A 24,191-nucleotide genomic window follows, 5' to 3' on the forward strand; every position below is an offset into this window, starting at 1 on the left:
GTCTAGATATTCACTCGACTGAATTTTCAGCTCAGTAAATATTTTGTCGCAATCCGCAATTACGTTGTTGTCTAAAAAATAAGCCAGTCTAAAATTGGACCCGGCGATCTCTTCAAATCCAGTGAATACGTAGCCTCCGGAATTTTCGCTGCATATAGGGAAAAGAACTACTCGAGTTTGTTTTTGTTCTTTTGGATTGCCTCGTCTAAGTTGTCGTGCGTCAAGACCCTTTTGTCCAACTGCTCTTTTGCTTTATCTCCAATCTTTCGTAACGCTTCCCGATTTTCCTCGGTTTGTCTCTTGCCGTTTTGACGTAACCGATTGTTTAACTCGTAGTCTTCTGAAAAGTTAACTACCTTTCTATCTTTTGGGGCCATTGCTCGTTCTCCTTGGTTAAATAATAACCATAGGCTATTGAAGTTTTGATGCGTTGTCAAACCCAGTAAATACGAGGCCTCCGTCACTGTCCCCCCACATAGGAGAAAGAACACTCGACGAATAAGGCATCTTTGTCAGGCTAAAAGCCTACCACCAAGACACAACGACCGAACGACCTTAAGGGGGGCATCGGACCCGTTGGGGGGTAAGGGGGGCCACCTAAAGGATGTTCTTAAAGAACGAGACCAAGTAAGTCCTAACGGTTCCCTTCGTCTTCACTTAGATCAATTCCTAACAAGGATCCTTAACTTAAGGACGTTCTTAAGGATAGCCTTCGAGATTGGTAATCCTTAGACCTTAAGGTCCCTCTCGAAGATTACCCTTAAGATCGTTCCTTGGTATTGGTTGCTATTCAGCACAAACGCAACCTGTCTTAACGAACTTCCCCGACCTTGGGTCCAGTCTTAAAGAACAGGCACCGATCCAAGGTCTCCCAAAGATTTCCACCTTTTGGACCTAGTGAACTCAAGTGCGTCTCTTTCCTTGGTTGGTCCTTGGTGGGCTAAAAGTCCCGACGTAAGACTCCCCGGGTTTTATTCTCCTTTTGCCGGAGAGCCGTCGGGCATCCCTTTTATTACCTTAGTGCTTGCCAGCGCTACCCCCTGAGACGTTCCTCGGAGCGTCTTCTTTTTACAAATTCGCTGAACCCCTCAACGGAGTTAATACCATGAGTAAAACCGAAAGCCGGAAGCCTTACGGCTCCACCCGACGACGCATCATGATCTGCGCCGATAAGACGACCGAAAGTCACATACTCGAGGCTCAGTCTCGTTTATCCGAACTAACGGGCATTAAGCCGAGCTTATCCGTCGCAATCGCTTATCTAGTGAAGGAGGGCCACAAGGCCACCACCGCGAAGAACTAACCGGAGAACGTCTCCTCGCTCCCCATAGACCCACCACAAGGAACCCAACCCATGAAGAAAAAGATCATCGACGTTAAGACCGAACTTAAGAAACCGAAGACGTTCGTCCAGAAGGCAACCGTTACCAAACCGAAACGGCTCCCGGACGTTTACCCGTTCCTTCGTCCTCACTCACAAGAGACCCTTAACGAGATCCTCGGGGATCTAAAGTTCGTCACAGGCCGAGAAGACTTCCACCCCTTCCAGTTGTTCGACGTATTCCTTCACTACTGGATACATGAGAGCCAAAGAAAGGGACGAAGCAAGGTCGCGAAGGACCTTCTCGCGGCTCAGTCTTACGCTTACCGTCGGACTAAAGAGCATCAAAAAGAACTCCGAAGGGGATATGAACAAGCCGCCGAGCGTCTCCTCGAGGCCCTCATCCCTTCGAATAGTCCCAAGGAGGCAACCGTCGATGTTTAGCCCTTATGTCTTCCAACTGGTAAGTAACAAGGACGTCCGGGAGTTCTCCGAAGGGGTCCCACGGAACACGAAAGACCGAGAGAACGCCGGACGGAATAAGTTCGTCTTGTTAGCCGTCTTGTCCTTTCTCGACGGTCGTTCCTCTTGCACCCCAACTCAAGGAGAACTTATGGATCGAGCCGGATTATCCGCGTCCTCCCTTAAAAACGCACTTCACGCGCTCAGACGCTTAGATCTCCTCTCGATACTGCATAGACCCGGCTTACCCTCTTTAATCGCGTTAGGGGGCCATTTTGATTCCCTTTTTGGCCCAGTAAACGATGAATAATCAATCTGTTACGTCATAGGACTGACTCAAGGACGAGTTCCCCCCGAAGTCAACTTCCCCCGGACTTCACTCCCCCCGTCCCATCTCCTCTTGGAGTGCAACGCTCCGCCAACCTTTAAGCATTAACTCTTTCCACTAAGGACCATTACAACATGCAAAATACAACCTTTGAGAACCGCAACTTTGCGGACCTAATCGTGAACGCTCGCCCGGAACAAGTTCCCGTCTTTGATGACAAGGGCGACTATAAGACGAGTCGCTTTAGCACCCCGTCGACCCTTAATGTCCGTCTCGAAGACTCAGTCGTAACGAACGACGAAAAGGCAAGCCTCCCCGAGGCCGCCCGATCGATCCTTCGTCGCGATATGACCACGGCGAACAGCTCAGGCATTGCGAACGCCTCGAAGCCGAACACCTTCACATGGAAGCACATGATCTTAGCGTCAGGCATCTTAGCTAGAGCCGGGACGTCTTTCGATACGAGCGGTAACTTCGAAGGGAATCCGTTCTTCCCGGGCTTCGACTCTCACTTCGGGACCGCTTGGCTAGGTGAGAACGCGGAGATCCCCGAGAGAACCGCCTCGACGGTTAACTTCCCTTACTCAATCCATACGATCGGAGCCTTCTCGTTAGCGTCTCGCCGCTTCGTTAAGTTGGCCCCTTACGCATTGCCTCAAGTGAAAATCGGACAGGGTATCGCCATTAAGAACGCCGTCGAGGAAGCCCTTATCGCCGGAGACTCAGCGAACGACGCAAACCAACCCGACGGACTCGTTAAGCAAATCACCGGACAAACCTTAGCCGGAGCATCGAAGACGGGCCTCGTTATCCTTAGCGATGTTCTCGAGGTATTGGAAGGTAACGGTCTTGATAAAGACGCGCTTTCGGTCGTTATGTCGCCGGACGTCGCGAAGAAGTTCCGACAAGAGACGGGCTATAAGACCCATCCGTCTTTGAGTATTCCAACTAATCGAATGTTGGTCTCGAAGTTCATGCCGACGGGAACGCTTATCGCCGGACGTTATAGCGACTATCAGGCCGTGACCAGTTCCGAGATCAACTTCTTAGCGCATACATACACACCCGCCGGACAACCGGAGACAGGAGCGACCCGAATCCGTTCTATGTTCGACGTGGACGCTAAGGTCTTGAACCAAGAGAGCTTCGTTAAGGTTACCGGGATCGCCTAAAGACCCCAAGGACTCGACAACGGCTCCACTCTCAATAATACCCCCGGGGGGCTTCCCTCGGGGTCATCCACCACCAAGGAGACAACCGATGAACATATTCAAAACACGAAAGAATGAACCACAGTCCGACTATAAGCTTGCACTCGAGGAAGCCGAAGGAAGCCTTATCACGACTAGACCCGGAGATGAACACCAAGACCATAAGGTCGGAGGCCAAGGGGTCCGGATCATGGTGAGCGACTTCGGGCGGTATCAACAGTTTATCTTAACGAACGACTCGAAGGACTGGCTCAAAAAGGCGTACAGCATGAGCGACGCAGAGACGGAGAAGGTCTTTCGAACACTGATGGCCAGAGCAAGGAAGACCGTCCGGGAGGCTCAGGAGCGGCACGAGGGGCGAGGTTATATCCCCGGGACCCGCCTTAAGTCACTGGTTGATAACCTGTTCATGTGGTAATCCCACGACCAACCAAAAGAGGACAAACACCATGAGAACAGATCCACACGATAAAACTTGTATCCGTTGTAAGGAGACCAAAGCTCGTTCCGAGTTCACAAAGGACAGCCGACGGAAGGACGGCCTCTCGTCTTATTGCCGACTATGCACAAGGGCGAAACAAAAGATCCCCGAGGCCGTCGCAGCGAGGAAAGCCCGTCGACAGCGGGAGGACGTTCGAAGGAAACACCGCGAGGGCGAGGCTAAAAGACAGTACAAAAAGAAATACGGGACCCTTGAGGGCTTCACTTATGAGTATCGAACGTTAGCCGAGATTAAAGCCGAGGCCGAGCGAAAAGCCAAGGAGGAGGCACAACGCCGAGTCGAAAGGGCCAAACAACGCGAAGAAGTCATTAAGGCTAATCCGTGGATGTCCTCCGCGTTGACCAAAGCCGAAGCTTATCGTCTTCGTTACCGTCTCGATCCGTTGTTCATGCTGAAAGAGCGTCTCAAGCGTCAGATCATGAAGAAGTTAGAACGAGACAGACCAGAGGAACGCCCCTCACTTAACGCCTTCGCGGACGTTCTCGAGGCTACCCCCGGGGTTAAAAAATACGACTCCCCCTGCTCAATAGAACGTATCCTTGGGTATCCCCTCGAAGACCTTCTCCGGTCTCTTTTCTCCAAGTTCACCACGGGGATGAGTCTCGAGGTTCCGTCTTCTTGGCAAGTAGACCACGAGATACCCCAAGTCGCCTTCAACTTAAGCGAACCCGAAGACGCTCGCGAGTGTTGGGACATCACGAACTTACGTCCCCTGTCTCCCTCTGCGAATAGTCGAAAGGGCCAACTCTCGGACAAGAGGACGGCAAAACTTCTCCAAGTCGGAGCGCCTGTTTACGAAGGTGAGATGGACGACGAGATGTGACCAACGGGAGGGCTTTAGGGCCAACTAAGCGAGGACCGTTCGGGTCCTCTCTAGGCCTTATCCCACGGGTAATTCCGACCCCGGGGTTTTAATTCTGCGAGGCATTTCCAAGCGCTTTTATATAATTCTCGTCCGCAATACCACGCCATTATTGGAACGAGCATCTTACTCAAACTAAAAGGAAACTGAACGATGAAAAACTACAACACCCTAATGAAACAATACGAAAACAGTTATTATGTCCGAAAGAACACCGACGGGATTTACGTCCTCGTTAACCATCCCGCATGGAGAGTTCTCCGAGGTTATGCCCACGACGGAGCCGAAGTCCATATTGAAAGCAACGATAACGAGGCTAAAAGGCTTCTTTTGACTATGACTAAGGGGTCAGTCCGTCTTTTTAATAATCGCCTTAAATTAGCCCATGAACTCGCCGGAAAATGGGAGAAGTCTTTAACCGACGACGGGGGCTTCCTCGTGTTTGACCCGGAGGACGTCCATAAGGTCGCAGAAGCCTTCGGGATCAAAAAGAAGCAAAACAGGAAGCCGATGACCGGGGAGCAGAAGGCAAGACTAAAGGGGCAACTCGCGAGGATAAGCTCATGACCAAGAAGCGAGATCCAAGGAGACGAAATACGTTCTTCCGTGAGAGTAAATCATCGAGACAATCAAGTCCCGGCGAAGTTATCCGGGACCTATTGGGGATATCTTGAGGAAGGAGGTCTCGAAGGAGCTCTTACACCTCGACCAAATTTATCGATTACCGCGTTCAGCGTTCAATAGGTGACGAAAAATTGAATTGTAACGGTCGCTAACCTGTGACGCCGAGCTTAACATTCCAAAGAGGCGAGCCTTGTTTTCCGGTTTTAGTTTTCCCGCTAAGTAATCAGTATAAAGCTCGTGGATCGCCTCATGGTGTTTGTTTTGGACGTGTAGCCCTTTTCCGTTTATTGCAACGCCCGTCACGAGCTTTGTCTTTTGCGGTGGACGAGAGAACTCTTTATGATACTGATAGCCGTAAACATGTAATAGCTTCTTTACCTCCCATACGAATTCTCCCGGGACGGTTTCACCTGAAAAGGTTAAGTCGTCCACGTAAACGGTAAACGTAACGGAGTACTGTTCAGCCAGCTTATTGATCTCCCCAAACATCGAGATCGACGAGTAAAAAGCCAATATCTGACTTAAGGGGCTTCCTGTTGGTATATGCCCGTTAACACACGATAAGTCAGTGAGAACTTTTGCCACGTCGGGGGAACAAAAGAGTCGGCTTCTAAAGAACTGATAAACAGACTCGCGTTTTGTCGAGGGGTAATATTTCTTGATGTCGAGCTTTACAAGCGAGGGGTTACCTTCGTGAGTTCTTGCGTTAGTAATATGGGAACGTTTTTTTATTCCCGAATGGAGATATTCCGGTGTTTCGATTCGCTGTAAAAGCTTAAAGAGCCTTTGGTGAACTCTCTCTAGGATGGACTTAGGAACTTGGACCTGTCGATCTTTACCGTTCTTCTCTATCGTGAAAAGGCGAAAGTTATTAGGGGCTAAAGACAATTTGACGAGCTCGGCGACTTCAAATCCGACAAGTTCGGCAAGCTTCTTTTTGGCTTTAAGATTATAGAGCGGGGATTGCTCTAGCGAATAACGAGTCCGTGTTTTCAGACGAGGTTCCTTCTAATCGATAGTTATCTAGAGGCCCCGAGCCATCACCATCAGTCAGCCACTCGAGGAGGCTTTCCATCGGGTCTATGAACCTAGATAAAATCCATAGACGATTGAGAACCTTTAAGACTCTCTTCAGATGTTGAACAACTTTTAGTTGCTTTATTCGGGTCTGTTCTTTCTTACTTGGGTCACCATCTTTCATGATGCACTCCTTCTGTTGCCGGGGCAAAATTGCCACCGTCTCACACGCAACTCTAGGACGGGAGAAAAGAACAGTTTTTATCCTCTAAATACCAAGACCGTTCGCATCTCACTGAACGGCCTGCGCGTCACATTGTTACTCGTATCACATGGCGACACGACGAACACTTATGGGCGCAAAAGGTTAGGGTATTATCCCCACGGAAGTTTACACTTCCCAATAATGTGAGATTATTCCCAACATCCAAGTATCCTTATTATGGGGATCGAACGTAATTTATTCAATAGGGTAAATAAAATTATCTCGTTTCAGTTCCTGAGTGGGGAGTTGAATTGTGGCCAAGCGGGCAAGAGGTGAGAAGCTTTTTGGACCCCCGTTTTGGACCCCTTTTACTTCTGTTAGCTATTGAATTCATGAGGTAAAAGGGCTTCAAGGTCGAATGTCGTAGACTCCCCCCAGCTCCACCAATAACGGTTTTTAAATTCGTTTGTTTAAAAACCCTAAAAAACCCGCAACTTGAGCAATCAAGTCGCGGGTTTTTTTATGGCTAAAATTATTGAATTTATTGTGCTTTGGTTTATCTTGCGAACCCCGAACCCCGAACCCCGAACCCCGAACCCCGAACCCCGAACCCCGAACCCCATACCACTAAAAGACTAGTCGCTTACTTGCCTATTTTTTGTATTATGAGTTAATGATTAACAGCGGGCATAGATATGGATATTTTTACAGCTGAACACATTTCCCCTTTAATTTCGCTTTTACTCATTTTACTGGCGGGGTTTACTTCGTTCGTATCGGCGGCTTTTGGTGCGGGCGGTGGTTTAATGCTGTTGGTGGTAATGGCGTCGGTTATGCCTATGGCGGTGGTGGTGCCGATTCATGGTTTAGTGCAGTTGGGCTCTAATGCCAATCGGTTGTTGTTAAGCATTACCCATCTTGATAAGCCGATGTTGTTGTATTTTACTCTGGGTGGATTAATTGGTGCGGGGCTATCAAGCCAAGTAGTAAGCGATATTAACCTTGATAGCATGAAGTTGTTTGTGGCTTTATTTGTGATTTATTTATTGTGGGGAACAATTCCTGAATTTAATAAAGACTCACGATTAGGGCGTTTACTAGCGGGGGTAATTACAGCATTTATCTCTACTTTTGTGGGGGCAAGTGGGCCTTTGGTGGCGAGTTACTTACATATTAATCATTACGATAAGCTCAGATTTACCGCGACTTTTTCAAGTATTATGACCTTGCAGCATAGTTTAAAAGCTGTTGTTTATGCGGGGCTTGGCTTTAGCTTTTGGCAATGGTTGCCGTTAACACTGGCGATGATTTTAAGCGGAGCCATTGGCACTTGGTTAGGGATTAGATTACTTAAGCGGTTATCGGTAGCGCGTTTTAAGGTTATTTTTAAAGTGATTTTAACTCTGCTTGCCATGCAGCTTGCATGGCAAGGGGTGAGTGTAATGTTTACTTAATAGCGGCTTTTATTGGTTTGTCGCCATCAAATAACTCAAAAATACGATTGCTATTAAATGAGTTTGAAGCAACGTGAAGCAATGCGTTGGCTACATTTTCGCGGCTAATTTTAGCCTTTGACTGATCGCTAGGACGTTCAGTTGTAACTTCCAAAGAGGCACTGTCGTCGGTTAATGTTCCTGGGCGGACAATTGTGTAATTGAGTCCACTGTGAATTAAATGCTCATCAGCCATATGTTTTGCTACTAGATAGGGCTTTAAGTCACTATCTATTGCATCTGGATCGTCTGCGCCAATAGAGCTGACCATAATAAAGTGTTTTACACCGTGCTCTTTAGAATAAGTTGCCGCTTTTGTCGCTGCCCACAAATCAATAAGTACGGTTTTATCTGTGCCTGTACTTCCACCTGAACCTGCTGCAAAGATAACTTGGTCGCAGCCATTAATGGCACTTGAAAAGTCACCTTCTAAATCCTGTTCAACAATACTTAAAAATGGGCTATCTAAATCACGCAGTTTGCTTTTGTCTCTTACAAGTGCAACAACATTTTGCTCATTTTCTAAAAGTAGTTTGGTAGCCATTTTACCAATTTGACCACTTGCGCCAATAATTAAAGTCTTACTCATAATTAATTCCTTCTCAATATAGTGTAAAGATTGTTCGTACAAACAGACCTTGGGGTAGGAAATTATTTTTAAAGAGTAAATGGGATTTAAACGAGCTTATTTAAAAAAAACATATTAGTGAAAAGTTATTACTTAACTGAGTATTAAAATTAGCTATTTTTTTAGGCGTTTTTTAGAACTTTTTACTCGATCATTATACTTACTTCGGTTACAAAGCTACGGTGGTATAAGCCAATAAGTACACTGCGTTCTTGGTAATTACAGTAAAGGGCTTTGTAGGTATTATTACCTTTAAATTTTATTGCGAATAAGGTCACGAACAATAAAGCGGCCTGGGTGAATAGCTTGGCTTACGCGTTCGCTTAGTGGGCGAGGTTCATTGTTTAAACTACTAATTAGGTGCTCGGCAGATAGCGGTGCACTGCATAATGCTCGCGCGCCAAAGCCGGTAAAAATATGCAGGCCCTGTTGTGGTTTTTTTAATGCTTGGTATTGATAGCGCTTACCCAAACGTAAATTAGCAAATGCATGTGTATAGTCAGTTTGCTCCACCCATTCACCGGCCATAGGTAAGTGATCAATAAAACTACAGCGAACAGCGGCTTTAGCAGAGCTAATATCGCCTAAGCTGGTGGCAAATTCAGTGTTGTTATAAAAGCTCAGCAGTTGCTCGCGGTTGGTTTGATTATCTTGCTCGGTCACTTCACGGCTTTTACTGTTTTTTTCAAAGGTGGCGCCCATACAATGGTGATCTAAATAAGCGGGGGTGAAATACCCCTTGTGACACAACACGGTTTTTAGCTTACGTGATTGCGTGCTTGCTTGAACATGTGACACTTGGCCGCGAACGCCAACAATGGGAAGTGTTTTGGTTTGCGTAAATGCATCACTGTGCTCACCAGTACAAATAATCACATCGCTAAAGGGGCCAAATGTTTGCTTTTGCGTGGTTAAGTACCAACCATCGGGTTGTTTATTAAATTGCTCAATATGGCAGTTAAATAGGCTTTCAAACGCATTTAATTGCTGTGCGGCATCTAACATTGCACAGACTAGCTGCGGGGGATTAACCCAGCCGCCTTGTTCAAAAAACACCCCTGAGTAACCTGTTTTAACCCCAGCGATAGCATCACCCTCATCAGCAGTCACATTTCGCATAAGCTGCTCTGGCCACAGTTGTTTATCAGCGAGGTTTTGATGGCGATCTGCCAATGGCTGTTTTACTGCATGTTGCAGCACACCACACCACTGGTGATCAAACAAAAAGCCATTGTTGAGTAATTGATTATAAAGCCGCTTTGCATATAAAAAACTGTGGGCAAATAATTCACTATGTGGCGAGTTTTTTGCTTGTAAATGCGGATACACAGCCCCTTGCACATTGTGCGATGCCCCCATTGCGGGTTTTTCATCTTGGCAAAATAAGTGGCTTTTTATCCCACGCTTTGCGAGGCTATAAAGGATGCAACTGCTCGCTATACCACCGCCAATAATAGCCACACTTGAAAGCGGTGAGGGGTGATGCTCAAAATAGGCGGGGGCTGATTGTTTTGGGTTGGCTTGAGCAAGTGTGCCAATTAGCATCTCACGCTTTCGGCCAAAACCTTTGGCTTTTTGCATGCTAAAGCCTGCCTCGTTTAGTCCTCTGCGCACAAAGCCCGCAGCGGTAAACGTGGCTAATGTGGCATTGCTTCTAGAAATATCAACCATGGCGTTAAATACACTTTGCTGCCACATGTCGGGGTTTTTACTTGGCGCAAAGCCATCTAAAAACCACGCATCAACCAGTCCACTTTGTGGGTAGCTCATGCTATTAATACATTCCAGTACGTCGCCAAAATAGAGGTCGAGGATTACACGGCCATTGGCAAATTCTAGTCGATGGCAGCCATTTAAATTAATCGGATAGAGGGCAACGAGTTGGTCGCTTAAATGGCTTAAGCTAGGCCAAGCTTGCAAGGCTTGTTTTAAATCATTTACGCTAAGTGGATATTTTTCAAAAGAAATAAAATGTAATCGCTGTACTGTATTTGGCTGTTCATTTTGAACTTGTAAGCACTGTAAGTGGTCAGAAAACTGCAGCCATGCATTTAAAAAGTTAAGCCCAGTACCAAAACCGGTTTCGGCAATAACAAAGTGTTCACGGTCATGATTTTGTAACCGTGTATCTATACTGTTTTGTTGATAAAACACATAATGCGATTCAGCAAGGCCGTCGTCATTAGAAAAATAAACATCGTCAAAGTCATTGGCAACTGGTGTGCCTAAGTCGTTAAAGTGTATATGGGCGTTTTTTATCATGACCAATTCAATTTATAGATAATTTTTTAATTATTTTACGTGTTTTCTTTGAAATAGTCTGGCGTTATTTATAAGCTGTAGCTTCAGAGTACAAGTGTACGCTAGAAAGCTGACCACTTAGATGATTAAATTCGCGTAAAATAGAACACAATTAAGTATTAAGCTAAGGGAATTACCCATGAGAAGAGCCGTAATAACAGGCATCGGTGTTGTATCAAGCATCGGCAATAATAAACAAGAAGTATTAGAGTCGCTTAGAGCTGGTAAAAGTGGTATTGCTTTTAATCAAGAATTTGCTGATTACAAATTGCGTAGCAATGTATCAGGTAAAATTGATATTGATGTTAAAGAGCATGTTGATCGTAAAGCAATGCGCTTTATGGGCGATGCGGCGGCTTACTCTTATATTTCAATGGCGCAAGCGATTGAAGATGCGGGTCTTAGCGACGAGCAAGTATCAAACGAGCGTACTGGTTTATTAGTTGGCTCTGGCGGTGGTTCATCAAAATGGCAAGTAGAAGCGGCTGATATTCTACGTGAAAAAGGCGTTAAGCGCGTTGGCCCCTACATGGTGCCACGTACTATGGCAAGTACCACCTCTGCATGTTTAGCAACGCCGTTTAAAATTAAAGGTGTTAACTATTCAATTAGTTCTGCGTGTGCGACTTCTGCGCATTGTATTGGCCACGCGGTGGAACAAATTCAATTAGGCAAGCAAGACGTTATTTTTGCAGGCGGCGGTGAAGAGCTTCACTGGACGTTAGCAATGGAATTTGACGCTATGGGCGCGCTTTCGACTAAATACAACGACACACCTGAAAAAGCATCACGTACTTATGACGCAAACCGCGATGGTTTTGTAATTTCAGCCGGTGGCGGTATTGTGGTTGTTGAAGAACTTGAACATGCACTTGCTCGTGGCGCGCATATTTACGCTGAAATTACCGGTTACGGCGCAACCTCTGACGGATACGACATGGTTGCCCCATCGGGCGAGGGTGCAGCACGTTGTATGCGCCAAGCTATGCAAAACGTTGACAGCATTGATTACTTAAATACCCACGGTACATCTACACCAGTAGGTGATGTTAAAGAGCTAGGCGCTATTCAAGAAGTATTTGGTGGTAACTCACCAATGATCAGTGCCACTAAAGCAATGACAGGCCATGCACTAGGTGCGGCTGGCGTACACGAAGCTATCTTTTCATTACTCATGCTTGAGCACGGTTTTGTTGCGCCATCTATCAATATTGATGAGTTAGATGAACAAGCGGCAGGCTTGAATATTGTAACTGAAGCAAAAGACGTTGAACTAAACACGGTTATGTCTAACAGCTTTGGTTTTGGCGGTACTAATGCCACGCTAGTAATGAGCAAATACAAAGGTTAAGTTAATCGTTACCTATTTTAAAGCCGAGCAAAATGCTCGGCTTTTTCGTTTGTGCTAATAGGGGGTTGTTCGTTACAATAGCGCCTCATTTCGCCAAACGGACTCACAATGAAAATTCTTGCCGATCAAAATATGCCTTTAGTTGAGCAATTCTTTAAAGATATGGGTGAGGTTGAACGATTTGATGGCAGGCAATTAACTCCTGAACAACTTATCGATGTTGATGTACTGCTTACCCGCTCAGTTACTCAAGTTAACAGTGACCTATTAGCACAGGCGAATAAGTTAAGCTTTGTAGGTACCGCTACGATTGGTGTTGATCATATTGATACCGATTTACTCAACGCAAAAAATATTGATTTTACCAGTGCGCCTGGCTGTAATGCCATAGCCGTAGCTGAGTATGTAATAAGTAGCTTATTTGCATTAAGTCAAGAAAATGCCAGCCCGTTAAGCGGTAAAACAATCGGTATTGTGGGTGTAGGTAATATTGGCAGTTGCCTCGCGCAAAAATTAAAAGCACTGAACGTTAATTTACTCTTGTGCGACCCAATTAAGCATGAGCAAGGGCTATTAACCGAGCATGTTGAGTTCGATGAGCTATTAGCGCAGTCAGATATTGTCACTTTTCATGTGCCGTTGGTTAAAACGGGTAAACATAAAACCCTACACATGCTTGATAAAACACGCTTAACTAAACTTAAATCTGGGCTGACTTTAATCAACGCCAGCCGAGGTGATGTAATTGATAACCAAGCCTTGCTTGAAGTAATGCAAGCCGGAGCAGAGCTCGATTTAGTGCTGGATGTTTGGGAAAATGAACCTAACATTTTAACTGAATTACTGGAACATGTGCGCTATGCCAGTGTTCACATTGCAGGGCATACCCTTGAGGGTAAAGCGCGAGGTACGCAAATGTTGTACCAGCGCTTATGTGAGCTAAAAGGGGTTAACGCAATAAAATCGCTTGATGATTTTTTACCGCCTCCTGCGATTAAAAAAGTCACCCTAGAAAGCAGTTTTAGCGAAACAGATATAGCCCGTTTAGTGCATTTAGTTTATGACGTACGCCGTGATGATGGCATTTTACTACGTCACTTGGCCGATGAAGGCTTTGACAGCTTACGAAAAAACTACCCAACCCGCCGTGAATTTAGCACTGTGATGGTTGAAGGTGATAGCACCGAGCTTGCCGTACTTGCCCAGCTTGGCTTTACCACAGCAAACTAATTTAATTAGCGCGGTTGTTTTAACCGTGCTTACAGAGGATGAAATATGTCGCAAAAATATAACGTTGCCGTACTCGGCGCTACTGGCCTTGTTGGTCGTCAAATCATTGAAACTTTGGAAGATCGTAAATTTCCGGTCGATCAGCTGTTTTTATTAGCAAGCAGCCGAAGTGCCGGCGAAGATATAAAGTTTCGTGGTGAGAGCATAGAAGTACGCGATGTTGAAGGCTTTGACTTTAGTCAAGCGCATATCGGCTTATTTTCTGCTGGTGGCAGTGTGTCTGAAAAGTATGCCCCGATTGCTGCAGACGCAGGCTGTATTGTTATTGATAATACCTCACATTTTAGAAATGACTTTGAAGTACCGCTAATTGTGCCAGAAGTGAATGCAGCGAGTTTAGCCGATTTTAGAAACCGTAATATAATCGCTAATCCTAATTGCTCAACTATTCAAATGATGCTTGCGCTTAAACCTATTTATGATGCCTACGGTATTGATCGTATTAACGTTTCAACCTACCAAGCAGTGTCGGGCGCAGGTAAAGAAGCGGTTGATGAACTGGCAAAACAAACAGCTAACTTAATGAATGCACGCCCAATGGAAAACGACATTTTTCCTAAGCAAATTGCGTTTAATGTTATTCCGCAAATCGATAGCTTTGAAGACAATGGCTATACACGCGAAGAAATGAAAATGGTAAACGAAACGCATAAAATTTTAGGCGATACGACCATTGCAGTAAACCCGACTTGTGTTCGTGTTCCGGTGTTTTTCGGTCATTCTGAGTCAATTAATATAGAAACGCGTATGCCTTATGACTTTGAGCATGTGAAGCAATTATTGAGCGATGCACCGGGTGTTGAGCTAATTGATGATGCGGGTGATTACCCAACGGCTGTCTCAGATGCCAGTGGTAACGACACTGTTTACATTGGCCGTTTACGTGCCGATATTTCACACCCACATGGATTAAATATGTGGGTAGTAAGTGATAATACCCGTAAAGGGGCTGCAACCAACAGTGTGCAAATAGCAGAAGAACTCATTGCTAATTATATGTAATTAGCCTGAAGACAGTGATAATCCAATAAACGGCAAACCAAAGTGGTTTGCCGTTTTTTTGTGCTTTAATTGCCATTTTTTTGCCACTTACAAACAGCTGCGGTGTAAACACTTTGATAAACAACATAAAATTATTTTTATCTAGATGTTTAAGGTATTTATTTTCAATGCGTTGCGATGGATATTATGGCTTAACTGGTTTATAGTTTGTAACTGGAATAGAGCTTGCAATAAAAATAGATTGTAATAAAAATGTGCGTTAGCCTCGTGGTTAACAACGGCAAGAATAATCAATGTTTAAGCGCCAATTGAAAGCGCTGTGTTAACATTTAAACATTAAAGGATCAGCATGCGCGGTTTCGTTTCACTTATTATATTAGCGTCTGCACTGATGGTAACGACTGTTTACTCTCAAGACAGTACCCAATTAAGAGGGCCCAAAGGCGCAGATTACGGCGCACAGGGGCGTTCTATTGGGCCAATAAAACCAACCGATACACTTTGGCGCATTGCCGTTAAGGTTCGTCCTGATAATTCAGTTAGCATTTACCAAGTTATGCAGGCCTTGTATAACAAAAACCCCAACTCATTTTTAGAACAAAATTTAAATCATATGCAAAGCGGTTCTTACTTAAAGATACCTACTTTGGCAGAAATTAGACGAGTAAACCCGCAATTAGCTAAGCAACGCTCTGAGCAAGATGATGACCTGTGGGAAAAAAAGAAAAATGGTACGCTTACTCAAGCAGAAATTAATTCAGCTCAAACACAAGTAACCCAAGCCCGCAAAGCAGACGTTGATGAAGCCAAAAAAGAATTACAACAAGAATTAAAAGAGATAAAAACAGACCAAGGTAATAAATTAGTTGAGCTTCAGCAGCAGTTTAAAAGTTCAGTTAGCAACGTAGAAGAGATTTTAGTCGAAAACAACAACCTTAAAAAACAGCTTACAGGTATTTCAAACGAATTAGAAAACGTTCGCTTACAGCTTGGTCAAGACAGTGAAATACAGCAACAGTTAAAAGAATTAATCCTTAAGCAAAATGAGATTATTGCGCAGCAAAAATTAAAAGAGGTAGAGCAAGAGAGTGAATTTAGCTTTGCCGCGCTACTTTCGAATCCTTTAGTGCTGATTTTATTAATGACCATTCCGGCTTTATTGATCATTTTTGCCGTTGTTATGTGGTTGCGTAAGCGTAGTAATAATCAAGAGCCTGAAAGTGACGATGATGAGTTTATTCCTCAAGCTCCAGCGTTTACTGATCCAATAAATGAAGAGCAAGAGCCCATTCTTGATGAAGAAGCGCCAGCTCCCGATCCGCTTGATGATATAAGCGTGCAATTAGACGACAACATGGATGACGTGTTACTCGATGATGATGTGGCATTTAACGATGATCTCGATGATGACAGTCTACTAGATCAAGATGAGTTAGAAAGCTTACTCAATGATGATGTTGTTTTTGAAGACGAAAATACTGAAGACGATGAACTTGATGTTTTCATGCAACAGGACTTTGATAGTTCCGATGGCGATGATACAGGTGATGCTATCGACCTTGATGAGTCAGATGACATTTTAAGTTCGGATGACCTAGATAGCTTGTTTGATGAAGAAGATGACAATGCTCTGCCAGATGAACCTAAAGGTGAATCGAACGATGATATGGCAGCACTTAGTGAAGAACTTGCTGAAGAGGGCGAAGACTTTAACATTGACGACTTGCTTGATGAGAATAATGAACAAGCAGATGATGTAACAGCACAAGCTGATGATGACGATGAGTTTGATATAGACAGTTTACTCGATGCTGAGCAACCAGTAGCTCAAAGCGAAGAGCCTGATATCGATAGTTTAGTTGAAGAAGATGACGAGTTTGATATTGATGACTTGCTTGATGCTGAGCAACCGGAGACTCAAAGCGAAGAGCCTGATATCGATAGTTTAGTTGAAGAAGATGACGAGTTTGATATTGATGACTTGCTTGATGCTGAGCAACCGGAGACTCAAAGCGAAGAGCCTGATATCGACAGTTTAGGAGAAGAAGGCGACGAGTTTGATATTGACGACTTACTCGATGCCGAGCAACCGGCTACTGAAACTCAAAGCGAAGAGCCAGACATCGACACTCTAGTTGATGAAGACGATGAAGTTGATATTGACGACTTGCTCGATGCTGAGCAACTAACTACTGAAGCTCAAACTGAAGAGCCAGATATCGACAGCTTAGTTGATGAAGACGACGAAGTTGATATTGACCAATTGCTTGATGCTGAGCAACCAACTACTGAAACTCAAAGCGAAGAGCCAGATATCGACAGCTTAGTTGATGAAGACGATGAAGTTGATATTGATGAATTGCTCGATACTGAGCAACCGGATACTGAAACTGCAACGCAAGAGCCAGATATCGACAGCCTAGTCGATGAAGATGATGAAGTTGATATTGATGGTTTGCTCGACGCTGAGCAACCAATTACTGAAGCTCAAACTAAAGAGCCAGACATCGACAGCTTAATTGATGAAGACGAAGTAGATATTGACGATGTACTAGATACTGAACAACCTGAAAGTGATGTTCATGATTCTGAAATAGATCATGCATTGGCGGACTCAATTGAAGATTTAACTGACGCGCAAGAAGAGTTAAATAGTGAAGATGTAGAATCTATCGCTTCATCTTTTGCTGAGCCAGAGGTTGCAGCTGAGACAGAAATTGCAGCAGAGCCTGAACTTGAAGCAGAGCCTGAACTTGAAGCAGAGCCTGAACTTGAAGCAGAGCCTGAACTTGAAGCAGAGCCTGAGCTTGAAGCAAAGCCTGAGCTTGAAGCAGAGCCTGAACTTGAAGCAGAGCCTGAGCTTGAATCAGAGCCTGAACTTGAAGCAGAGCCTGAGCTTGAAGTAGAGCCTGAACTTGAAGTAGAGCCTGAACTTGAATCAGAGCCTGAGCTTGAAGTAGAGCCTGAACTTGAAGTAGAGCCTGAACTTGAAGCAGAGCCTGAACTTGAAGCAGAGCCTGAACTTGAAGCAGAGCCTGAACTTGAAGCAGAGCCTGAGCTTGAAGCAGAGCCTGAGCTTGAAGCAGAGCCTGAGCTTGAAGCAGAGCCTGAGCTTGAATCAGAGCCTGAAATTGAAGCAGAGCCTAAGCTTGAATCAGAACCTGAAGCAGAGCCTGAGCTTGAAGCAGAGCCTGAGCTTGAATCAGAGCCTGAGCTTGAAGAAGAGCCAGAACTTGAAGCAGAGTCTAATGTCGGATCAGAAGATGATTTTACCGATACGTCTTCTAATTTACTCGATCCAGAAGACGCGCTTGATGAGTACAACAATGAAAACCTTGATAGCGTTGATGATTTACTGAGTGAGTTAGAACAAACAAGTGATGATTATGTAGAAGCACCTGATTGGTCAGTCGATGGCTTAGACGAGCAACCTGAACCAGAAGCTGAGCTTGAACTTGAAGCAGAGCCTGAGCTTGAAGCAGAGCCTGAACTTGAAGCCGAACCTGAGCTTGAAGCCGAGCCAGAGCTTGAAGCCGAGCCTGAGCTTGAAGCAGAACCTGAACTTGAAGCAGAGCCTGAACTTGAAGCAGAGCCTGAGCTTGAAGTAGAACCTGAGCTTGAAGCCGAACCTGAGCTTGAAGCAGAACCTGAACTTGAAGCAGAGCCTGAACTTGAAGTAGAGCTAGAACTTGAAGCAGAGCCTAATGTCGGATCAGAAGATGATTTTACCGATACGTCTTCTAATTTACTCGATCCAGAAGACGCGCTTGATGAGTACAACAATGAAAACCTTGATAGCGTTGATGATTTACTGAGTGAGTTAGAACAAACAAGTGATGATTATGTAGAAGCACCTGATTGGTCAGTCGATGGCTTAGACGAGCAACCTGAACCAGAAGCTGAGCTTGAACTTGAAGTCGAGCCTGAGCTTGAAGCCGAACCTGAGCTTGAAGCAGAACCTGAGCTTGAAGCAGAACCTGAGCTTGAAGCAGAACCTGAGCTTGAAGCAGAACCTGAACTTGAAGTCGAGCCTGAGCTTGAAGCCGAACCTGAGCTTGAAGCCGAACCTGAGCTTGAAGCCGAGCCTGAGCTTGAAGCAGAACCTGAACTTGAAGCAGAGCCTGAACTTGAAGCAGAGCCTGAGCTTGAAGTAGAACCAGAGCTTGAAGTAGAACCTGAGCTTGAAGCAGAACCTGAACTTGAAGCAGAGCCTGAACTTGAAGTAGAGCCTGAGCTTGAAGTAGAACCAGAGCTTGAAGTAGAACCAGAGCTTGAAGTAGAGCCTGAACTGGAAGCAGAGCCTGATGTTGGATCAGAAGATGATTTTACCGATACTTCTTCTACTTTACTCGACCCAGAAGATGCGCTTGACGAATACAACGATGAAAACTTCAAAAGTGTCGATGAGCTTTTAAGTGAGTTTGAGCAAACAGGCGATGAGGATGAACACGTACCTGATTGGTCAATGGATGACTTAGACGAGGATCTTGATGAAGAGGAAATTGATTTAGGCGATGACCCGCTTGCTGGCGATATCCAAAGCAACGATTTATCGACAGAAGACGATGAGCTATATGAGCCTGAAATAATCACCCCAAGTGAAGAACTTGAGGAGTATCCTGAGTTAGAGCTTGATGATGAACTGCCTTTATCAGATGAGGAGCAACAATCACTAACTCCAGAAGAGCTACAAGGTGATAATTTAGATGGTGATGCCACAGGCATGTCACCCAGCCAAGCAGAGCAAGATCTCGCTAATGCTCTATCAGCAGGTAACGATCTCGATAGCCTAGAAGATGATTTTGATGATGAGCTGTTACTTAACAATGAGTTTTCAGAGTTAGATATAGAGCAAGCTTTAGATAATGATATTTCAGAGTCTGCAGATCTGACTGAACAAGCTGCAGATGAGCAAGCTGTTAGCTCTAAAGATGATTTTGACGATGATCAACTTGATGCGTTAACAGAGTCAGCTGAATTTACCGATCAGCAAACAAATGCTGATCGAGAAGCTGATTTAACGCAAACGTCAGTACCGTCAGAATCAGAAATGATTTCAGATGATGAACTAGATGATGAGTTCATGGCTGATTTAACACAAACAGATTTTGATTCATTACTGAATGAGTTGGCTGAACCTGATGATGTTGATTTAAGCGACAGCAGTGAATTCGATGTTGATTTTAATAGCTTACTTAATGAAGATTTAGCTGATGATAAAGCACCATTGTTGCAAGAGCCCATTGAGCAACCTGAGGTTACTGAGCCATTAGATCAAGATGACTTTGTTGATATTGATGCATTACTAGAGCAAAGTGATGATGCGGATATAGATCACGAACCCTACACCGACGTCGATATGGATGTTGGTTTGGGTGACTACGATTCATTACTTGCTGGTGATAACCCTATGGATGTTGATACTCAAAGTGGTGGTTACTCGGCAAAGCTTGATCTTGCTCACGCATATATAGAGATAGATGATGCTGACTCGGCAGTTAAAATTTTAGATGAGATTATTAATAATGGCCCAGACGATGTGCAAGAAGAAGCACAAAATCTAAAAGCTAAGCTGAAAAACTAACAATAGCTAATCCTGAAAAGGATATCTGAGCTGTAAAACCCGTTATTGGTTAACACTAATAACGGGTTTTTTGTATCGCATAGTTAGGAACCTTAGTTCGCTGCTTTTATTGGAACGCCATATAGCATAAAATGCAGCGTCGATTAGCACAGTAGGTAAAGCAGTAATTATGCGAGTAGCACTTGGAGTAGAATACAACGGCGCGCGTTACAGTGGTTGGCAGCGTCAATCTCATGTAAATAGCGTACAACAAGAAGTAGAAAAAGCGTTGTCGCGCATTTGTAATCATCCGGTTGAAATTGTATGTGCAGGGCGCACCGATGCCGGCGTGCATGGCACTGGTCAAGTTGTGCATTTTGATACCCATGCTGATCGTGAAATGGTGGCCTTTACATTAGGCATGAATACCTTATTACCAAAAGACATTGCTATTCGTTTTGCCCAGCCTGTGGTTGAAGACTTTCATGCTCGCTTTAGTGCAACTGCTCGTCGTTATCGTTATGTGATTTATAATTATGCGTTTCGTGGTGCGGTATTAAATGAAGGTGTTACCCATTTTCATCATCCTTTAGATGAAGTGAAAATGCAGCAGGCTTGCCAATATTTATTAGGTGAGCACGATTTCACCTCGTTTAGAGCGCTTCACTGCCAAGCTAATACGGCAACGCGAACGATTCATCATTTATCGGTACAGCGCCAAGGTGCTTATGTCATTATTGACATTAAAGCCAATGCGTTTTTGCATCATATGGTACGTAATATTACCGGGTGTTTAATGGATATCGGTTTACATAAACATGAACCAATTTGGTTAAAAGAGTTGCTAGATCTTAAAGAGCGTGCCAAAGCGAGCGCCACAGCAAAAGCGGCGGGTTTATATTTAGTAGATGTTGATTACCCAGAACACTTTAATATTCCTAGAACGCCGTTGGGGCCATTGTTTTTAGCCGATACCGATATTTAAAAGGTAATCAGGTGGTTATTTTTATACGCTATTATTCGTAGGACTAACTACTAAGACCAGTTTTTTATACCGTGATAGCGTAATTCATGTTTTAATTGGAAAAATTTGTTTGCATGGTTAACATGTAGACTCGCGACACAGAACAGCATTAAGAGAGTTGCAAATGAGTTGGCTAGAAAAAATCTTACCAAAAACGACTAAATCTTCAGGTCGTAAAGAAATTCCAGAAGGTGTATGGGCTAAATGTACGTCATGTGATTCAATTTTATATAAAGCAGAATTAGAAAAATCACTAAATGTATGCCCTAAGTGCGACCATCATATGCGTGTTAGTGGTCGTAAGCGTCTTGAACAATTTTTAGATGACGGTGACCGTCATGAATTAGGCGCTCAACACGAACCTAAAGATGTGCTTAAATTTAGAGACTCTAAAAAGTACTCAGATCGTATTAATGCAGCTCAAAAGTCAAGCGGTGAAAAAGACGCACTGGTTGCAATGAAAGGAAACCTAAAAGGTATTCCTGTTGCTGCAGTTGCATTTGAATTCTCATTTATGGGTGGCTCAATGGCATCGGTTGTAGGTGCTCGCTTTGTTGACGCAGTTGACCAATGTTTAGAGCATAATATGCCGCTGATTTGTTTTTCTGCATCGGGCGGCGCGCGTATGCAAGAGGCGCTAATGTCACTTATGCAAATGGCTAAAACCAGTGCTGCACTTGCTAAAATGACCGAAAAAGGCCTACCGTTCATCTCTGTAATGACTGATCCAACAATGGGTGGTGTATCAGCATCATTGGCAATGCTTGGTGATATTAATGTTGCAGAGCCTAAAGCTTTGATTGGTTTTGCAGGTCCGCGTGTTATTGAACAAACCGTGCGTGAAACACTGCCTGAGGGTTTCCAACGCAGTGAGTTTTTATTAGAGCACGGCGCAATCGACATGATAATTGACCGTCGAGAAATGCGCGATACGCTAGCACGTATCTTAGCAAAATTTATGAACTTGCCTTCTACGGAACAAGAGCATAGAGTAGCGTAAATTTCAGCTTTACTGATTACATGCTATGACAAAAACAATTCCTAGCCAATCATCAAGCCTTGATGATTGGCTTTGTTATTTAGAGAGTGTTCACCCTGCTAATATAGAAATGGGCTTAGAGCGCGTTGCTCGTGTTGCTAACAACATAGAGCTTTTAACTTCCTCAAGTAAAATCATTCTTATTGCAGGCACCAATGGCAAAGGAACAACAGCACGTTGTTTAGAGTCATTATTATTAGCCCAGGGTTATTGTGTTGGCACCTATGCTTCACCTCATTTAGTTCGCTATAACGAACGTGTACGCGTTAATGGGGCAGAGCTTGACGATCAATACCATGTCGATGCGTTTAATTTACTAGAGCAAGGGCGTGGTGACACACCATTAACCTATTTTGAATATGGTACCTTAGGCGCGTTGGCTATATTTAAACGCTTAGAAGTTGACTACGTGTTGTTAGAGGTCGGTTTGGGCGGGCGTTTTGACGCGACCAATATTGTTACCCCATTTGCTAGTGTGATCACCACCATCGATTTAGATCATAAAGAATATTTAGGTGATACCCGTGAGCTGGTGGCTTATGACAAGGCGGGAATTTTTAGAGAGAGTACTCCGGCAATTATTGGGGATTTAAATATTCCGTATACAATGACCGATTATGGCAAAGAAATTAACGCTAATATGGTGTTATCGGGTAGCGACTTTATTTTTAAAGAGTATGCGCAGAGTTTTAGTTGGCAATTTAAAGCACATAAACTCGAGTTACCTAAACCGGCCATCCCGTGTCAAAATGTGGCCACTGCGTTAACGACCTTGTCGGTGCTAGATTTATTACCAAGTGATGAAGTGATAACTCAGTGCATAGCTAACTTAGTGGTAGAAGGGCGCTTTCAACAATTAAGTGAGTCGCCATTAGTGTACACCGATGTGGCACATAACCCTGAATCGGCACGTTATTTAGCAACTAAGTTAGCAAGCTATAAAGATAAAGGCTTTAAAATTCATGCATTAGCCGCTATGCTTGCTGATAAAGATAAAGTCGGTGTGCTTAAAGAAGTGGCTGATGTGGTAGATGAATGGTCTTTAGCGAGCTTAGACGGCCCGCGTGGCGATAGTGCCGCCTATCTTCAACAGGCGCTTTCAAGTATACCCAATAGTCATTTTAAACAGGGTTATAGCAACGTAGAGGTAGCATTGGATGCTATTTTGCCAAACCAGCCAAGTAATACACTATTGATTGTATTTGGCTCATTTTTTACCGTGGCTGGCGCTATTCATTACTTTAAAAAATAGAGAGGATGTCGGTGAACTCAGGTTTTATTAATCGCTTAGTCGGAACAAGTATTGTGGTGATCGCAGCAATTGTGTTTATTCCCAATATACTCGATGGTGAAAAAGTGCACTATAAAGAAGGCTTTAAAGCGATTCCAGAACGCTCTGAGTTCAAGACCATTGATTTACAAGAATCAATTGATCAACAAGTGGCAAATGCAGAACCATTAAAAGAGGATGAAATTGAAGATATTCAGCCTGATGATGCTGCATTTGAGCAACAAAACAGCTCTGCTGAAACTGACGTTACTGCACAGCCAGCAATGGTTGAAGCAGTTATAGCCGATACAAAACAAGGCACAGTCACTACCGGGCAAGATGATGCTATGCGTAATACTAATGAAAACCTAACAAGTATGGCGTATGTCATTCAGCTTGGTAGTTTTTCTCATGCGGCAAATGTAAAAGCGTTGCAGGCAAAGCTAAAAACGAAAGGTTTTAAAAGCTTTACTAGGCCAATTAAAACGCCAAATGGTACGTTAACTAAAGTATTTGTAGGGCCGTCATTAAGTAAAAATGAGCTGCAGTCCCAACTTCCCGCACTGAAAGAACTAACTAAACTAAACGGTAAAGTTACTCAATTTGAAGTGGCAAAATAACTTAGTCATTAATAGGTAAATGTGTTTATCAGCTGATATTACACATTTATCTATTCCCTGAACTATCCTCACTTCTAG

General features: G+C 44.1%; 17 protein-coding genes. 14 read left to right on the forward strand and 3 right to left on the reverse strand.

Annotation, left to right across the window (positions count from 1 at the left end):
- Window positions 1-167: 167 nt before the first annotated feature.
- On the reverse strand, window positions 168-377 hold the full coding sequence (locus ACZ5WS_RS08130; protein WP_464707567.1) for a hypothetical protein: 210 nt from the start codon (window positions 375-377) through the stop codon (window positions 168-170).
- Between the two features lie 977 nt (window positions 378-1,354).
- Here ACZ5WS_RS08130 and ACZ5WS_RS08135 point away from each other — a divergent pair.
- The 6 genes from ACZ5WS_RS08135 (at window position 1,355) to ACZ5WS_RS08160 (ending at window position 7,986) form a co-directional block, all read left to right on the forward strand.
- Entirely contained in the window at window positions 1,355-1,765 is a 411-nt protein-coding gene (locus ACZ5WS_RS08135) for a hypothetical protein (protein WP_464707568.1), read from the forward strand.
- A 480-nt stretch (window positions 1,766-2,245) separates the two neighbouring features.
- Window positions 2,246-3,283 (forward strand): phage major capsid family protein, encoded by a 1,038-nt coding sequence (locus ACZ5WS_RS08140; RefSeq protein ID WP_464707570.1) that lies wholly within the window; start codon window positions 2,246-2,248, stop codon window positions 3,281-3,283.
- Between the two features lie 88 nt (window positions 3,284-3,371).
- Window positions 3,372-3,740, forward strand: a complete 369-nt coding sequence (locus tag ACZ5WS_RS08145; protein WP_464707572.1) for a hypothetical protein — start codon at window positions 3,372-3,374, stop codon at window positions 3,738-3,740.
- Window positions 3,741-3,771: 31 nt separating this feature from the next.
- A complete protein-coding gene (locus tag ACZ5WS_RS08150; RefSeq protein ID WP_464707574.1) occupies window positions 3,772-4,647 on the forward strand; it encodes a hypothetical protein in 876 nt (291 codons plus the stop codon).
- Window positions 4,648-4,839: 192 nt separating this feature from the next.
- Window positions 4,840-5,253: a hypothetical protein gene (locus tag ACZ5WS_RS08155; RefSeq protein WP_464707576.1), complete on the forward strand. Its 414-nt coding sequence runs from the start codon at window positions 4,840-4,842 to the stop codon at window positions 5,251-5,253.
- 1,974 nt (window positions 5,254-7,227) lie between these two features.
- Window positions 7,228-7,986: a sulfite exporter TauE/SafE family protein gene (locus tag ACZ5WS_RS08160; RefSeq protein ID WP_464707580.1), complete on the forward strand. Its 759-nt coding sequence runs from the start codon at window positions 7,228-7,230 to the stop codon at window positions 7,984-7,986.
- Here ACZ5WS_RS08160 and ACZ5WS_RS08165 read toward each other — a convergent pair.
- Together ACZ5WS_RS08165 and mnmC are read right to left on the reverse strand one after the other, a co-directional pair.
- On the reverse strand, window positions 7,979-8,614 hold the full coding sequence (locus tag ACZ5WS_RS08165; protein WP_464707583.1) for an NAD(P)-binding oxidoreductase: 636 nt from the start codon (window positions 8,612-8,614) through the stop codon (window positions 7,979-7,981). The genes ACZ5WS_RS08160 and ACZ5WS_RS08165 overlap by 8 nt on opposite strands.
- A gap of 291 nt (window positions 8,615-8,905) precedes the next feature.
- Complete coding sequence (gene mnmC, locus ACZ5WS_RS08170; RefSeq protein ID WP_464707586.1) at window positions 8,906-10,915, reverse strand: bifunctional tRNA (5-methylaminomethyl-2-thiouridine)(34)-methyltransferase MnmC2/FAD-dependent 5-carboxymethylaminomethyl-2-thiouridine(34) oxidoreductase MnmC1; 2,010 nt, start codon at window positions 10,913-10,915, stop codon at window positions 8,906-8,908.
- Window positions 10,916-11,093: 178 nt separating this feature from the next.
- On the opposite strand from mnmC, the gene fabB reads away from it, so the two are divergent.
- The 8 genes from fabB (at window position 11,094) to ACZ5WS_RS08210 (ending at window position 24,113) form a co-directional block, all read left to right on the forward strand.
- The gene (gene fabB, locus ACZ5WS_RS08175; RefSeq protein ID WP_138608223.1) at window positions 11,094-12,305 is read left to right on the forward strand and encodes a beta-ketoacyl-ACP synthase I; all 1,212 of its coding nucleotides are present in this window, start codon (window positions 11,094-11,096) and stop codon (window positions 12,303-12,305) included.
- 108 nt (window positions 12,306-12,413) lie between these two features.
- A complete protein-coding gene (locus ACZ5WS_RS08180; protein WP_464707590.1) occupies window positions 12,414-13,535 on the forward strand; it encodes a 4-phosphoerythronate dehydrogenase in 1,122 nt (373 codons plus the stop codon).
- 45 nt (window positions 13,536-13,580) lie between these two features.
- Complete coding sequence (locus ACZ5WS_RS08185) at window positions 13,581-14,597, forward strand: aspartate-semialdehyde dehydrogenase (protein ID WP_010388045.1); 1,017 nt, start codon at window positions 13,581-13,583, stop codon at window positions 14,595-14,597.
- Window positions 14,598-14,946: 349 nt separating this feature from the next.
- A complete protein-coding gene (locus ACZ5WS_RS08190) occupies window positions 14,947-20,181 on the forward strand; it encodes a FimV/HubP family polar landmark protein (protein WP_464707593.1) in 5,235 nt (1,744 codons plus the stop codon).
- A 169-nt stretch (window positions 20,182-20,350) separates the two neighbouring features.
- Entirely contained in the window at window positions 20,351-21,145 is a 795-nt protein-coding gene (truA, locus tag ACZ5WS_RS08195; RefSeq protein ID WP_178956372.1) for a tRNA pseudouridine(38-40) synthase TruA, read from the forward strand.
- A 163-nt stretch (window positions 21,146-21,308) separates the two neighbouring features.
- Window positions 21,309-22,184, forward strand: coding sequence for an acetyl-CoA carboxylase, carboxyltransferase subunit beta (accD, locus tag ACZ5WS_RS08200; protein WP_008111068.1), 876 nt, complete (start codon window positions 21,309-21,311; stop codon window positions 22,182-22,184).
- A 25-nt stretch (window positions 22,185-22,209) separates the two neighbouring features.
- Complete coding sequence (gene folC / locus ACZ5WS_RS08205) at window positions 22,210-23,475, forward strand: bifunctional tetrahydrofolate synthase/dihydrofolate synthase (protein ID WP_464707596.1); 1,266 nt, start codon at window positions 22,210-22,212, stop codon at window positions 23,473-23,475.
- Window positions 23,476-23,486: 11 nt separating this feature from the next.
- A complete protein-coding gene (locus tag ACZ5WS_RS08210; RefSeq protein WP_198523501.1) occupies window positions 23,487-24,113 on the forward strand; it encodes an SPOR domain-containing protein in 627 nt (208 codons plus the stop codon).
- Window positions 24,114-24,191: the final 78 nt, after the last annotated feature.

It is taken from the genome of Pseudoalteromonas sp. 11L1, assembly GCF_055397545.1.

Excerpts from the sequence above, each read along its gene's own strand:
- ACZ5WS_RS08150 (WP_464707574.1), top strand. The coding sequence starts at position 3,772 with ATGAGAACAGATCCACACGATAAAACTTGTATCCGTTGTAAGGAGACC.
- mnmC (WP_464707586.1), bottom strand. The coding sequence starts at position 10,915 with ATGATAAAAAACGCCCATATACACTTTAACGACTTAGGCACACCAGTT.
- ACZ5WS_RS08185 (WP_010388045.1), top strand. The coding sequence starts at position 13,581 with ATGTCGCAAAAATATAACGTTGCCGTACTCGGCGCTACTGGCCTTGTT.
- ACZ5WS_RS08130 (WP_464707567.1), bottom strand. The coding sequence starts at position 377 with ATGGCCCCAAAAGATAGAAAGGTAGTTAACTTTTCAGAAGACTACGAG.
- ACZ5WS_RS08135 (WP_464707568.1), top strand. The coding sequence starts at position 1,355 with ATGAAGAAAAAGATCATCGACGTTAAGACCGAACTTAAGAAACCGAAG.
- accD (WP_008111068.1), top strand. The coding sequence starts at position 21,309 with ATGAGTTGGCTAGAAAAAATCTTACCAAAAACGACTAAATCTTCAGGT.
- folC (WP_464707596.1), top strand. The coding sequence starts at position 22,210 with ATGACAAAAACAATTCCTAGCCAATCATCAAGCCTTGATGATTGGCTT.
- ACZ5WS_RS08165 (WP_464707583.1), bottom strand. The coding sequence starts at position 8,614 with ATGAGTAAGACTTTAATTATTGGCGCAAGTGGTCAAATTGGTAAAATG.
- truA (WP_178956372.1), top strand. The coding sequence starts at position 20,351 with ATGCGAGTAGCACTTGGAGTAGAATACAACGGCGCGCGTTACAGTGGT.
- ACZ5WS_RS08190 (WP_464707593.1), top strand. The coding sequence starts at position 14,947 with ATGCGCGGTTTCGTTTCACTTATTATATTAGCGTCTGCACTGATGGTA.
- ACZ5WS_RS08145 (WP_464707572.1), top strand. The coding sequence starts at position 3,372 with ATGAACATATTCAAAACACGAAAGAATGAACCACAGTCCGACTATAAG.
- ACZ5WS_RS08140 (WP_464707570.1), top strand. The coding sequence starts at position 2,246 with ATGCAAAATACAACCTTTGAGAACCGCAACTTTGCGGACCTAATCGTG.
- ACZ5WS_RS08160 (WP_464707580.1), top strand. The coding sequence starts at position 7,228 with ATGGATATTTTTACAGCTGAACACATTTCCCCTTTAATTTCGCTTTTA.
- fabB (WP_138608223.1), top strand. The coding sequence starts at position 11,094 with ATGAGAAGAGCCGTAATAACAGGCATCGGTGTTGTATCAAGCATCGGC.
- ACZ5WS_RS08180 (WP_464707590.1), top strand. The coding sequence starts at position 12,414 with ATGAAAATTCTTGCCGATCAAAATATGCCTTTAGTTGAGCAATTCTTT.
- ACZ5WS_RS08155 (WP_464707576.1), top strand. The coding sequence starts at position 4,840 with ATGAAAAACTACAACACCCTAATGAAACAATACGAAAACAGTTATTAT.